Source organism: Methyloceanibacter sp., assembly GCF_050728395.1.
Lineage (GTDB): Bacteria > Pseudomonadota > Alphaproteobacteria > Rhizobiales > Methyloligellaceae > Methyloceanibacter.
The window spans coordinates 1-12,858 of the sequence record NZ_JBOHJB010000078.1; the positions used below are offsets into that span (position 1 = coordinate 1).

Sequence of the window (12,858 nt, forward strand, 5' to 3'; positions counted from 1 at the left end):
TGCAGATGTTTAAGCAGAGCCTGATCGCAGTTTTGGCGCTGACCGCGATGGCGACGCCGCTCGCGGCCGGACATGCCGAGGACGGATCGCCGTTCGTCTCGGCCACCGCCGCCTATCGTCAGGGGATCGCCGACCTGAAATCGGGAGAAACCGAGGAGGCCTTGCCGGCGCTGGAATATGCTGCCGATCACGGCGTGCTCGGTGCGCAGCTCAAGCTTGCCCGCATCTACGCCGTCGGCAATGGCGTGCGCAAGAACGAGGGCAAGGCCTACTTCTATTACCGGCAGATCGCGAACCAGCGCGCCGACATCTCACCCCTGAGCCCGGTGTCGAAATATGTGGCCGAGTCCTTCGTCGCGCTCGGGAAATATTATGTCGACGGCATTCCAGCCGCCGATGTGCCGCAGGACCCGATCCGCGCCGCGCATCTCTTCCGCCACGCGGCGAGCTATTTCGGCGATGCCGATGCTCAATACGCGCTCGCCCGTCTCTATCTCGACGGCACTGGCGTCGACAAGAATGTCGGGCTTGCCATCAACTGGCTGGCGACCGCCGCCAAGAAACAGCATGTCGCGGCGCAAGCCAAGCTTGGCGAGATTCTGTGGCGCGGCGGCGATGAGGTCCACCACCGGCCGGCGCGCGGCCTCGCGCTGATCATGCTCGCCCACGCCAACGCCAAGGCCGACGGCAAGGAGCCGAAATGGATCGAGGATCTGTACCTCGAAGTGGTGCGAGCCTCGGATTCCGCCATGCGCAAAGAGGCTCAGACGCTGATGCCTGAACTCGGCGGCCAGATTGCGATCGACGAGGCTCCCACCGCCGTCAAGGCTACGCCTGCGGAAGAGCTGCTGGTGCCTGCCTCCGGCGGAACGTCGACGCCTGCGTCTCAGGGTGCAACGCCGGCCGGCGCCATGACCTCCGATGCAAGCGCTCAGAACGGACCTGCGCCCGACAAGCTTGGCGCTCCCATGGGCTTCGGCGACATGGGCGGGCCGGCTGGTCTCAAGCCCTAAGGCACGATCCAGCCACCTTTGCTCGTCATGCCCGGACTTGATCCGGGCATCCATTCCAATGGCTCGTCACCATGTTGAGGCCGCCGGAATGGATTGTCGGGTCAAGCCCGGCAATGACGGTTTTCATGAGGACTGATCGGCCTAAACGTTGAGCTCAAGCCACACCGGCACATGATCCGACGGCTTCTCCCAGCCGCGGGGCGCCGGGTCGATCTCGCATTTGACCAGCCGATCGGCGGCTTGCGGCGACAGCAGCATGTGGTCGATGCGAAGCCCGTGGTTCTTCTGCCAGGCGCCGGCCTGATAGTCCCAGAAGGTGAAGCGATGCGGCTCGTCGTGGCAGGCGCGGTAGGCGTCGGTCAGGCCGAGATTGGTGATCGCCTGGAAATGCGCCCTGGTCTCGGGGCGGAAGAGCGCATCGTCGACCCAGGCTGCCGGTGCATAGACGTCGCCAGGCGTGGGAATGACGTTGAAGTCGCCGGCGACGATCATCGGCTCTTCGAATTGCAGCAGGTTCTTCACCCGCTCGCGCAAGCGACTCATCCAGGCGAGCTTGTAGGCATATTTTTCCGTGCCGCAAGGATTGCCGTTCGGCAGGTAGATATTGACCAGCCTGAGCACGCCCGACGGCACCGAGATGACGGCTTCGAGGTAGCGCGCCTGCACGTCGTCGGGGTCGCCGGCAAGCCCAGCCTGAACCTCGTCGAAGGGCAGCTTCGACAGCAGCGCCACGCCGTTGAAGCCCTTCTGCCCGTGCACGGCGATGTTGTAGCCGAGCTCCTCGAATTCGAGCCGCGGGAAGGCGTCGTCGACGCATTTGGTCTCTTGCAGGAGCGCGATGTCGGGCGATGCGGCCTTGAACCAGGTTCGCGCCGCGTCGATGCGCGCCTTGATGCCGTTGACGTTCCAGGTGGCGATTTTCATGGCGTGCTAGGTCTTTACGAGTCGCTTGATCTCTTTCACTAGCAGAAACATCTGCAGTGGCTCGATTGGCGATGGGTCGAAGTTGAAATGCTCATAGAAGCGGCGAGCAGCGTCGTCCTTAGCGTGTGCCATGATGGCGCGAATTCCGACAATATCCGCCGCGGCAACCACTCGGCGAAGCGCATCGAGGAGCAGTGCGGCGCCGAGGCCCTTGCCTTGACAAGTTTGGTCAACCGCAAGTCGCGCGAGGAGAATGATCGGGATCGGATGACGGGCAAGACCTTTTTGGGTGCGTTGAGGGGCGCCGTCATATTGCACGCTTCCGGTGCTTAGGCTGTAATAGCCAATGACCGCATCATCGAGAGCGGCAACATAGGTCTGTGCCGCGCCCGCGCTCTGGCTCGTTAAAGCAAAGCGTCTCAAATAGGAGTTGAGCGCCTCGGTGCCACAGTCGAAAGTGTCTACGATGTGGTGCTGATCGAGTTTTTCGATGCGCGGAATGGCAGCCGCGCCGACCTGACTCAATCCAGAATACTCGGCTCGATTAGGAGCCGAGCAAGTCGGGGCCTTGGTCTCGGTGGCGCATCCAACGCAGCCACAAACGCCGCCCATTGCTTTTCATCGAGACGGAATATTTGCCGTTCCGACAGCACGCTGTCCGCGCGCGCCAACGCACTTTCGAGCACAAAATCGCTGAGTGTCTTGTGGCTGGCCTCGGCGGCGCTCTGCAGAGCACGCTTTGCCTTCGGCGTGAGCCGCAGGTCGAGCTTCGCGGTTCGGTTAGTGCGTGCTGGCATCAGATGAACTCTCGTGAAAAGAATCTATCATATTTGCCCGACAATGTCATGACAACTAGGCTCGAAGCTAGATCGAGAAGCTGGTGCCGCAGCCGCAAGAGGCGGTGACGTTCGGGTTGTTGATCTTGAACTGGGCGCCGATCAGCTCGTCGACGAAGTCGATCTCAGACCCGCGCACGAAGCCGAGCGAGATGGGATCGACCACCACGCGCGCCCCGTCGCGTTCCACGATGAAATCGTCCGGCGCCCGGTCCTGCACCAGGTCGAAGCGGTATTGGAAGCCCGAGCAGCCGCCCCCCTCGACGCTGACGCGCATCAGCGCCGCATGCTCTTTCTGTAGAATCTGGGCGATGCGCTTTGCCGCGCGTTCGCTCAAGGTGATGGACGGTTCGGTCATCTTGGGTATAGCTAGCCCGTGCCTGGCCGGCTCGCCATGAGCCCGCTTTCGCGCACGGTATAGCAGAAAGATAGGGTGGCGGCAGGGCTTGTCAATCGACCGTAGCCGCAAAGCCGACAGGGCCTTGGCGCCTTACGCCGTGGATGAGCGCCAAAGCCGGGGGCGCCTCGTGCCTGAGGCCCCAAGTCCCACGCGCTCGCTGTACGCCCGCGACCGCGACCGCATCCTGCATTCGACCGCTTTCCGCAGGCTGACCCACAAGACGCAAGTCTTCATCTATCACGAGGGCGATCACTACCGCACCAGGCTCACCCATAGCCTCGAAGTGGCGCAGATCGCCCGCTCCATGGCGCGCACGCTGCACGTCGACGAAGATTTGGCCGAGGCGCTCGCCCTTGCCCACGACCTTGGCCATCCGCCCTTCGGCCATGCCGGGGAGCGGGCCTTGGATGCGGCCATGCGCGATGAAGGCGGCTTCGACCACAACGCGCAATCCTTGCGCGTGGTCACCGAGCTTGAGCGGAAATATGCGCGCTTCGACGGGCTCAACCTCGCCTGGGAGACTTTGGAGGGTCTCGTGAAGCACAACGGCCCGCTGCTCGCTTCCAGCCCGGACCGGCCGCTGCCGCAACCCGTTTTGACCTTTTGCACCAAGCAGGGTCTCGCGCTCGACACCCACGCCTCCGTCGAAGCGCAGCTCGCAGCGCTCGCCGACGACATCGCCTACAACAATCACGACATCGATGACGGCTACCGCGCCGGCCTGTTCACCTTCGCCGAGCTTGCCGAGGTGCCGCTTGCGGGGAGGGCGCTTGCCGAGGTGCAGTCGGCCTATCCGGGCCTCGACGGCACGCGGGCGCTCTATGAAACCACGCGCCGCCTGATCACCGCGCTGATCGACGACGCCGTCGCCGACACGCGCCGGCGGCTGCAAGATCTCTCTCCCATCAGCGCCCACGATGTGCGTCATGCCGGCGGTCCAGTCGTCAGTTTCTCCGCCGCCATGAGCCGGGACCTCGACGGCTTGCGCGCCTTCCTCGTCGCGCGCGTCTACCGCCATGCCCGCATCGCGAGAGTCATGGGCGACGCCGAGCGCGTGGTCGCCGATCTCTTTGGCCTCTACCGCATGCGTCCCGACGCGCTTCCGCCTGAATGGCGCGAGCAGGCGCCGGCCAAGGGTTATCCCCGCTATGTCTGCGATTTCATCGCCGGCATGACCGACCGATACGCGCTTGCCGAGCACCGCCGCCTGTTTGACGCCACTCCCGAATTGCGTTAGTCGCGCGGCACCACCCCGGGAGCAGTCATGGACGTCTTTGCAGGGTTCCACGGCCGCGTGCTGGCGGCCATCCAGCAGCTCAAGCATGACGGCGTCGTGCCGCACGAGGCGAGCATCGAGGGCATCACGCTCGAGCCGCCGAAGGACGCGGCGCACGGCGACCTCGCCACCAATGCCGCCATGGTGCTGGCCAAGCCCTCAAGGCTCGCCCCGCGGGCGCTTGCCGAGCGCATCGTGCCGCTGCTCGCCTCGGACCCGCATATCGACAGCGTCGAGATCGCCGGGCCCGGCTTCATCAACTTTACCCTTGCTGCGAGTTTCTGGCCGAGCGTGCTGCGCATGGTGCTCGAGCAGGGCGACGGCTATGGCAGGAGCGCCATCGGCAAAGGCAAGGTGGTGAACGTCGAGTATGTCTCGGCCAACCCGACCGGGCCGATGCATGTCGGTCATTGCCGCGGCGCCGTGTTCGGCGACGCGCTGGCAAATCTGCTCGTCTTTGCCGGCTTCGACGTCACCCGCGAATATTATGTGAATGACGCCGGCGCCCAGGTCGATGCACTGGCGCGCTCAGCCTATCTCCGCTACCGCGAGGCGCTCGGGCAAGATATCGGCGAGATTCCGCAAGGGCTTTATCCCGGCGACTATTTGAAGCCGGTCGGCGCATTGCTCGTCGAGCAGCACGGAAGCGAGCTGCTCGATTTGCCCGAAAGCGAATGGCTGCCGATCGTGCGCAACGCGGCGCTCACCGCCATGCTCGCCATGATCGGGAAGGATCTCGGCGAACTCGGCATCCACCACGACGTGTTCTTCTCGGAACGCTCCCTGATCGACGGGCCGCGCGATGAGGTCGCCGAAACTATCGCCGACCTCAAAGCAAACGGACTCGTCTATAGCGGCAGGCTGCCGCCGCCTAAGGGGAAGGTTGATGAGGAGTGGGAGGACCGCGAGCAGCTTCTGTTCCGCTCGACCGCGTTCGGCGACGACATGGACCGCCCTCTGGTCAAGCCTGACGGTGGCTACACCTATTTCGCATCCGACATGGCCTATCACCGCGACAAGTTCAGACGCGGCTTCGCCACCATGATCGATGTCTGGGGCGCCGACCATAGCGGCCACGTCAAGCGCATGCAGGCGGCGCTCGCGGCCCTCACCGGGGGGAAGGCTGAGCTGGATATCAAGCTCGTTCAGCTTGTCCGCTTGTTTCGCGGCGGGGAGCCTGTCAAGATGTCCAAGCGTGCCGGGACGTTCGTCACGCTCCGGGACGTCGTGGACGAAGTGGGCGCTGGCCCCGTTCGCTTCATGATGCTTTTCCGGAAGAACGACGCGCCGCTCGATTTCGACTTCGTCAAGGTCACCGAGCAATCGCGCGACAATCCGGTCTTCTACGTTCAGTACGCCCATGCCAGGGCGAGCTCCGTGTTGCGTAACGTGCGTGACGTCTTCCCCGATCTGGATTTGGCGGGTGGGGCCTTGGCGCGCAGCGATTTGGACCGACTCGTCGATGGGGCTGAATTGGCGCTGATCCGCAAGATTGCCCAATTTCCAGGTATAGTCGAAGCATCGGCACAAGCACATGAGCCACACCGGATCGCCTTTTATCTCTATGATATTGCTGCGGAGTTTCACGCTCTTTGGAATAGAGGCAAAGACTCGCCACAATTACGATTTATTTACGAAACAGATCGAGAGTTGACACGCGCTCGCGTGGCGGTCGTTGTTGCCACAAAGCAAGTTCTGGCGTCGGGTTTGGGCATTCTCGGCGTCAAGGCAATGCACGAGATGCATTGAGGGAAACCGGGGCGGGGGAGATGGTTCGGGGGAAGTGCCATGTCCGTGCACGATGAAGGGTACGGGGACAACGCCCGTCCAACCCTTGAGTTCGAGTCCGATTTCGCCAACCGTTTCAGGAGCGTCGGTGCCGAGGGCGATCAGTCCTGGGGTGCGCCCGCGCACGCGGCTCATAGGAGCGAGGAACCTTTCATGACGTCGGGAGCAGGTAGACCGGGCCAGCCAATGCCGGGACAGCGCTCTATTTTCGGAACCGGCCGCGGGCCGGTTTTTGCGCAAATGCCGGCCTATAAGCCGGTCACGCGAGGACCAGAGCCGGAGCCGCAGCATCTGCCGGAGCCGCCAAAACCTGACCGTGGCGCCTATGCGAGGCAGGGCGCTGAGCCGCAAAGCCCACAGATGCCAGGGGTATCCGGCTATCAGAATTCCAACGGCGCCGCGCCGTCTTACCAAACTCCAAGCGCCCCTGCGCGAAGCTACACCAGCCCAGATTTTCCAAATCCCTTCCCGCCGCAGACCTATTCGCCTCCGCAGCCGCAGAGCTACCAGCCCCAGCCGCAGCCGCAGAGCTACCAGCCGCAGCCTCAGCCGCAGAGCTACCAGCCGCAACAACGGCCGCACGCCCAGCCGAGCCAAGCCTATCCGGGGCAGAGCTACCAGCCGCAGCCTGCGGTTCAGCCGAGCCGTCAGGCTCCGATGCCGGCGAACACCCAACCGGGCCCGTCCTACCAGCCTGAACCGAGCCCCTCACGATCCTTCCCGGAGGCCGGTTTCCCCGATCGCATCTTCCCGGCGCAGGCTCACCCTGGTTCGGACTTTGCCGAGCAGGGGTTCGCCGACGCGAACTATTCCGATGCGAATTTCGCCGACGCCTCCTTCCCCGACGCAAGCTTCCCGGACGGTTCATATCAGGATGCGAGCTTCCCCGAGGAGAAGGCCGAGGCCGACTTCGGCGCGTCGTCGCATGAGGGGTTCAGCCAGCATGAACCCATGCAACTCAACGATGCGGATGGGTCCTACGGCAACGAGCCCGGCTCTGACTCGTTCGCCGATCCCGCAGGGCACGACTACGCCGCGCACGCCCAACACGCCGGCGGCCCGCGCCCGCTGCCGTCGCATCAAGCGCTGCAGGCCTTCGATGCTGTCTATGACCAGCCACCGCAGATCCCGCTCGGCCGCACCCCTCACTATGCCCACGAAAGCGCGCCGCAAACCTTCTACGAAGGCGAGCAGGCCGACGCCGACTTCCTCGACGAAAGCCAGTTCATGAACCCTGGCGAGGCGGAGGCAAAACCCGCGCGCAAATTCAGCCTGAAGAGCCGCAGCATCTACATGGTGGGCAGCGCCTTGCTCGGCGCCATCGCGCTCGGCGGCGCTCTCGCTTTTGCCTACAAGCAGAGCGGCGGGGCCATGGGCGGGGCCGAACCTCCGGTCGTCCAGGCCGACAGCAGGCCTGTCAAGGAGGCTCCACAGCAGCCTGGCGGAAAAGAATTTCCACATAAAAACAAGTTGATATACGAGCGGCTGCAGAACGGAGATCAGCCGGAAGCCGAGCGTATCGTGCCGCGGCAGGAGGAGCTTGCCATGCCGGCGATGCCGGGTACCGCTCCGGGCGCCGCGCCAATGCAGCCACCAGCCGTGGCGACGGTCGACGATCCGAACGCCGCCGACGGCGGTCCGCGGCGCGTGAAGACCCTTATCGTCCGCCCGGATGGTTCGGTGATGCCGCCGCCTGAAGCCCCGGCCGCGCCGCAGCAGGCCGCTCCGGTGCCCGCGCCCGCGCCGCAACAACAGATGGCCGCTGCCGAGCCCGCCATGCCGGCGATGCCGATGCCTCAGGCCGCCCCAGCGCCAGCCCCGGCTCCGGTTGCCGAGGCCGCTCCGGCGCCCGCCGCCGACCCGGCGCCGGTGGCAGCAATTCCGCCAAAGCCGAAAGTGGCCGCCGCCGACGCGACGCAAGCACCGGCGAAGCCGAGTCAATATGTGGTCCAGGTGGGATCGAAGCAGAATCAGACCGACGCGCTCGCGACCTTCGCCGACATGCAGCAGAAATATCCGACGCTGCTCGCTGCCTACCGGCCCATGGTGCAGAAGGCCGACCTTGGCGCCAAGGGCGTCTGGTATCGCCTGCGCATCGGGCCGATTGTCGACAAGACGGCCGCAGCCAAGCTGTGCGGTCAGCTCAAGAGCCAAGGCCACCCCGATTGCTTGGTGATGGCGGCTCAATAGCAATGTGAGCCGCGGCTTGACCGCGGCTCGCGCTGCGGCTAGCCCGGCGTGGTGAACTTCAAGTCCTTCATCTCTGGCTGCGCCGGCAGCGCTCTCACCGACGACGAGCGTGCGCTGTTCGCCGAGGCTCGCCCCTGCGGCCTCATCCTGTTTGCCCGCAACTGCCAGTCCGTGGCCCAGTTGCGCGCTCTCGCCGCCCAATTCCGCGACGCGGTGGAGAGCGATGAAGCGCTCGTGCTCATCGACCAGGAGGGCGGACGCGTGCAGCGCCTGCGCCCGCCCCATTGGCGCCAGATGCCCCCGGCGCGGGTCTATGGCGACCTCTATCTATACGACCGCGAAGGTGCACGGGCCGCGTCCTTTGCCGGGGCGCGGCTGATCGCTGCTGAGTTGCGCGACGCCGGCATCACGGTCAATTGCACGCCAGTGCTCGATGTTCCTGAAGCCGGCTCCCATGACATTATCGGCGACCGCGCCTTCAGCTTCGATCCTGACGTTGTCGGCGACCTCGGCCGCGCCGTGATCGAGGGGACCCTCGCCGGGGGCGTGCTGCCGGTGATCAAGCACGTTCCTGGCCACGGCCGGGCGAGGGCCGACAGCCATTTGGCCCTGCCGCGCATCGATGCCTCCGCCGAGGAGCTGATCGAGGTCGATTTCCGCCCCTTCATGGCCCTGTGCCACGCGCCGCTCGCCATGACCGCCCATGTTCTGCTGCCGGCCTTCGATGAGAAGCGACCGGCGAGCGTGTCGCCCGTTATAATGGGTGAAGTGATTCGTGAGCTGATCGGACTGACGGGTTTGGTGATGAGCGATGATATCGGCATGAAGGCGCTCGGCGGCTCGATGACCGATCGTGCTGCCGCGGTTATTGCTGCCGGCTGCGACGTGGCGCTCCATTGTAGCGGCGCGTTCGACGAGATGAGCGAGGTTGCACGCGCCGTGCCGCCGCTCGAGGGCGAAAGCGCCGAGCGGTTGGCGAGCGCCATCGCCGAGCTTGGCCAGCCGCAAGCCTTCGATGCCGATCAGGCGCTCGTGCTTGTCAGGGAAGCTGGCGGAAGCGGAAGCGTCGCGTGAATTGAACAAGCGGCGGGATGAAATGAACGCGACCGAGGACCCCATGGACGACGCGCCGGACGAGCGCGATGACTTCTCCGACTGGGAGCAGGCGGAGGGTGAGGCCCATGCGGCCTTTGGCGAGACGCTGGTCGTCGATGTCGAAGGCTTCGAGGGACCGCTCGATCTCTTGCTTGCGCTCGCCCGCACCCAGAAAGTCGATCTCGCCAGGATCTCGGTGCTGGCGCTCGCCCAGCAATATCTCGACTTTATCGCCGAGGCGCGCAAGCTGCGGCTTGAGATCGCCGCCGACTACCTCGTCATGGCGGCGTGGCTTGCCTTTCTCAAGTCGAAGCTGCTGCTGCCGGCCGAGCAGGACGCCGACGGCGAGCCGAGCGGCGAGGAGCTTGCCCAGCTTCTTGCCTTCCGCCTCAAGCGCCTCGACGCCATGCGCGAGGCTGCAGCCCAGCTCATGACCCGCAAGCGCCTCGGACGCGACGTATTCGCCAGAGGCATGCCGGAACCCTTGCGCATCACGCGCAAGAGCACCTATCAGGCCAATCTCTACGATCTGCTCAAGGCCTATGCCCAGCAGCGGCAGCGCACGGCAGTGAAGAGCTGGCAGGTGCGGCCGCGCATGGTGTGGTCGCTGAAGGAGGCCCGCGACGAGCTCGAGCGCCTGCTTGGCATGTCTTGCGACTGGGCGCCGCTCGATCGGCTTCTCGCCGAGTTCCTGGTGGGGCCCGAGTTGCGCCGCACGGCCTTGGCGAGCGGCTTCACCGCGACGCTGGAAATGACACGGGAGGGAGCGCTCGAAATCCGGCAGGCGAAACTGTTCGCGCCGCTCTTGGTTCGCCGCCGCACGCCTGAAGCCGCTTCAACGCGCTGACAACAACGAAGAGGTCAATGAATGACTGCGAACAATCTGGAGAGGGCAATGCTGGTGGAGGCCGTGGACAAGGAGCGGGAGGGCCGCCGCGCATCGCTTCTGCCGTTTCCGTCCAGGACCTTGATGGCGCGCCCGTCGACGGATAGGCGGGAGAAGCTGCGCATCCTCGAGGCGCTGCTGTTCGCGGCACCAGAGCCGCTCGACCAGGCCGAGCTCGCCAGACACTTCGCTGAAGGCGAGGACATCGCCTCCCTGCTCGCCGAGCTGCAAACCCTTTACGCCGAGCGCGGGGTCAATCTCGTGCGTGTCGCCGGCAAATGGGCCTTCCGCACCGCCACCGACCTCGCTTTCCTGCTCGAGCGCGAGGCCGTGGAGCAGCGCCGCCTGTCGCGGGCGGCGCTCGAGACCTTGGCCATCATCGCCTATCACCAGCCGGTCACCCGCGCCGAGATCGAGGAGATCAGAGGCGTGAGCACCTCGAAGGGCACTCTCGACGTGCTGCTCGAGACCGGCTGGATCAAGCTCAGGGGCAGACGGCGCGCGCCAGGTCGCCCGGTGACCTACGGCACCACCGAGCAGTTCCTCGGCCATTTCGGCTTCGACTCGATCCAGGACCTGCCGGGCCTCTCCGAGCTGAAAGGCGCAGGCCTCCTCGACTCCACCCTGCCTCCTGGCTTCGCCATGCCCAATCCCGACGACGCTCCGGAGCTGCGCGAGGACGAAGATCCGCTGGAGGACGAGCTCGGGCCTGAGAGCGACGAGGAATCGACCGACGGAGAGTAAAGTCCCCTGAGCGTTGCTCCCCCCTTGAGGGGGAGCAGGCTCCGCTGAAGGCGGAGCCGAGGGGGGTAAGCAGCTCGCAATCTGACACATCACCCCCCTCCCTAACCCTCCCCCTCAAGGGGGGAGGGGACCAAGTAGCCCGTTGCGTCTAGACCCTTCAACATCGTAGATCAGCCTCGTGCTTGAGTTCTTGAAAGCGGGTCGGGCCGCGCGTGCCCTGAAGCGCGCGCCGAGCGAGCGGGGCAGGGCTCGCGTCACCTTCGCCGCGCGCCTTACCTTCGAGGATGTCTCCAAACGCTACGGCGAAAACCTCGCTCTCGACCATGTCTCGCTCGATTTGCCGCCCGGCGAGGTGCTGTGCCTGCTCGGGCCGTCGGGCTGCGGCAAGACCACGCTGCTCAGGATCGCGGCCGGCGTCGAACGTCCCACCTCTGGGCGCGTCCTGCTCGACGGCCAGGAAGTGGCCGGACCCGATCGCTTCGTGCCTCCGGAGAAGCGCGGCGTCGGGCTGATGTTCCAGGACTTCGCGCTGTTCCCGCATTTGACCATCGTGCAGAACGTGGCCTTCGGGCTCCGCTCGCTCAGCAGGGCCGAGGCGAATGCCGAGGCGCTTGCCGCGCTCGCCCGCGTCGGGCTCGCCCATTACGCCAATGAATATCCGCACATTCTCTCCGGCGGCGAGCAGCAGCGCGTGGCGCTTGCCCGTGCCATCGCGCCGCGGCCGAGCGTGCTCCTCATGGACGAGCCGTTCTCCGGCCTCGACCCCCGCCTCAGGGAAAAAATCCGCGAGGAGACGCTTGCCATCCTGCATGAGACGCGGGCCACCTGCATCGTGGTCACCCACGACGCCGAGGAGGCCATGCGCATGGGCGACCGCGTGGCGCTGTTGCGCCAAGGGCATGTGGTGCAGACCGGCCGGGCGCTCGATCTTTACCGCGCGCCAAAGGACATTCTCGCCGCGCGCACCTTCTCGGATTTGAACGAGGTTCCCGCCCGCATCGAGAACGGCAGCGCCAAGACAGTGCTCGGCAGCTTTCCCGCGCGCAGCCTCGCCGATGGCGAGGATGCTATCGTCTGCGTGCGCCAGCGCGGCGTGCGCCTGCTTGCCCCGGGCGAGGGCATCCCGGCGCGGGTGCTCGACCTCCGCTTCCTCGGCGACGTGGCGCTGGTGGAAATGGCGGTGCAGGGGCTCGACGCGCCGCTCTTCGCCCGCGTGCGGGAAAGCGATGCGCCCAAGGTCGGCAGCGAGGTCGGCATTGGCGTCGATGAAGGTGCGGTGCTGGTGTTCGAGGAGAATGGCAACAGCCTGAATGGCGTGAGCTAGGCGCCCGCGCACGCGCCCCAACGGCTTGCGAGCGCCGGCGCTTTGCTGCCATAGTGGCCGTGACTGGGGCCAAGCGTCCAAGGGAGATGGAGACCGTCGATGGGACTGAGTTGGTGGCACATCCTCCTCGTGCTCCTCGTTTTCGTGCTGTTGTTTGGAACCGGCAAGATCTCGGGCCTGATGGGCGACCTCGCCAAAGGCATCAAGAGCTTCAAGAAAGAAATGGGCGAGCCGGGCGCCGAGGCGGAGCCCGCGGCGGAGCCGGAGCCGGCTCCGAAAGTGATCGAGCATAACCCCAAACCCGCCGCCAAGGCGAAGACCGCCGCCCGTGCCAAGGCGCCGCGCACGCCGAAGGCGGGCTAGATATCCCTCCAACCACATC

13 protein-coding genes are annotated in these 12,858 nt (G+C 65.3%); 9 read left to right on the forward strand and 4 right to left on the reverse strand.

The features are described from left to right. Positions 1–1,013, forward strand: a 1,013-nt coding sequence (locus ACREC7_RS12870; RefSeq protein WP_431556089.1) for a tetratricopeptide repeat protein, incomplete at its 5' end; no start/stop codon positions are given. 141 nt (positions 1,014–1,154) lie between these two features. Here the strand turns inward: ACREC7_RS12870 and xth are convergent. From xth to erpA, 4 genes are all read right to left on the reverse strand, one after another. Then, positions 1,155–1,937 carry an exodeoxyribonuclease III gene (gene xth / locus ACREC7_RS12875; RefSeq protein ID WP_431556090.1) on the reverse strand — a complete coding sequence of 261 codons (783 nt, stop codon included), beginning with the start codon at positions 1,935–1,937 and terminating at the stop codon, positions 1,155–1,157. A gap of 6 nt (positions 1,938–1,943) precedes the next feature. Then, complete coding sequence (locus tag ACREC7_RS12880; protein WP_431556091.1) at positions 1,944–2,462, reverse strand: GNAT family N-acetyltransferase; 519 nt, start codon at positions 2,460–2,462, stop codon at positions 1,944–1,946. Then, entirely contained in the window at positions 2,459–2,734 is a 276-nt protein-coding gene (locus ACREC7_RS12885; RefSeq protein ID WP_431556092.1) for a DUF1778 domain-containing protein, read from the reverse strand. Before ACREC7_RS12885 ends, ACREC7_RS12880 begins: the two co-directional genes overlap by 4 nt. Positions 2,735–2,801: 67 nt before the next feature. Next, positions 2,802–3,131: an iron-sulfur cluster insertion protein ErpA gene (gene erpA / locus ACREC7_RS12890; protein ID WP_431556093.1), complete on the reverse strand. Its 330-nt coding sequence runs from the start codon at positions 3,129–3,131 to the stop codon at positions 2,802–2,804. 88 nt (positions 3,132–3,219) lie between these two features. Here erpA and ACREC7_RS12895 point away from each other — a divergent pair, with 88 nt between their 5' ends. The 8 genes from ACREC7_RS12895 to tatA all read left to right on the forward strand — a co-directional run bounded on the left by ACREC7_RS12895 (position 3,220) and on the right by tatA (position 12,839). Next, the gene (locus ACREC7_RS12895) at positions 3,220–4,410 is read left to right on the forward strand and encodes a deoxyguanosinetriphosphate triphosphohydrolase (protein WP_431556094.1); all 1,191 of its coding nucleotides are present in this window, start codon (positions 3,220–3,222) and stop codon (positions 4,408–4,410) included. Between the two features lie 27 nt (positions 4,411–4,437). Next, complete coding sequence (argS, locus tag ACREC7_RS12900) at positions 4,438–6,198, forward strand: arginine--tRNA ligase (RefSeq protein WP_431556095.1); 1,761 nt, start codon at positions 4,438–4,440, stop codon at positions 6,196–6,198. Positions 6,199–6,477: 279 nt separating this feature from the next. Then, on the forward strand, positions 6,478–8,427 hold the full coding sequence (locus tag ACREC7_RS12905) for an SPOR domain-containing protein (protein ID WP_431556096.1): 1,950 nt from the start codon (positions 6,478–6,480) through the stop codon (positions 8,425–8,427). A 48-nt stretch (positions 8,428–8,475) separates the two neighbouring features. After that, positions 8,476–9,501: a beta-N-acetylhexosaminidase gene (gene nagZ, locus ACREC7_RS12910; RefSeq protein ID WP_431556097.1), complete on the forward strand. Its 1,026-nt coding sequence runs from the start codon at positions 8,476–8,478 to the stop codon at positions 9,499–9,501. Positions 9,502–9,523: 22 nt separating this feature from the next. Beyond that, positions 9,524–10,369: a segregation and condensation protein A gene (locus ACREC7_RS12915; RefSeq protein ID WP_431556098.1), complete on the forward strand. Its 846-nt coding sequence runs from the start codon at positions 9,524–9,526 to the stop codon at positions 10,367–10,369. A 123-nt stretch (positions 10,370–10,492) separates the two neighbouring features. Continuing rightward, positions 10,493–11,152 (forward strand): SMC-Scp complex subunit ScpB, encoded by a 660-nt coding sequence (scpB, locus tag ACREC7_RS12920; protein ID WP_431556101.1) that lies wholly within the window; start codon positions 10,493–10,495, stop codon positions 11,150–11,152. 190 nt (positions 11,153–11,342) lie between these two features. Further along, a complete protein-coding gene (locus ACREC7_RS12925; protein ID WP_431556099.1) occupies positions 11,343–12,476 on the forward strand; it encodes an ABC transporter ATP-binding protein in 1,134 nt (377 codons plus the stop codon). A 99-nt stretch (positions 12,477–12,575) separates the two neighbouring features. Next, positions 12,576–12,839 carry a twin-arginine translocase TatA/TatE family subunit gene (tatA, locus tag ACREC7_RS12930; RefSeq protein ID WP_431556100.1) on the forward strand — a complete coding sequence of 88 codons (264 nt, stop codon included), beginning with the start codon at positions 12,576–12,578 and terminating at the stop codon, positions 12,837–12,839. Positions 12,840–12,858: the final 19 nt, after the last annotated feature.

Coding starts and splice junctions, on each gene's coding strand:
- xth (WP_431556090.1), bottom strand. CDS start 1,937: ATGAAAATCGCCACCTGGAACGTCAACGGCATCAAGGCGCGCATCGAC.
- ACREC7_RS12885 (WP_431556092.1), bottom strand. CDS start 2,734: ATGCCAGCACGCACTAACCGAACCGCGAAGCTCGACCTGCGGCTCACG.
- erpA (WP_431556093.1), bottom strand. CDS start 3,131: ATGACCGAACCGTCCATCACCTTGAGCGAACGCGCGGCAAAGCGCATC.
- argS (WP_431556095.1), top strand. CDS start 4,438: ATGGACGTCTTTGCAGGGTTCCACGGCCGCGTGCTGGCGGCCATCCAG.
- ACREC7_RS12905 (WP_431556096.1), top strand. CDS start 6,478: ATGCCGGCCTATAAGCCGGTCACGCGAGGACCAGAGCCGGAGCCGCAG.
- ACREC7_RS12915 (WP_431556098.1), top strand. CDS start 9,524: ATGAACGCGACCGAGGACCCCATGGACGACGCGCCGGACGAGCGCGAT.
- scpB (WP_431556101.1), top strand. CDS start 10,493: ATGGCGCGCCCGTCGACGGATAGGCGGGAGAAGCTGCGCATCCTCGAG.
- tatA (WP_431556100.1), top strand. CDS start 12,576: ATGGGACTGAGTTGGTGGCACATCCTCCTCGTGCTCCTCGTTTTCGTG.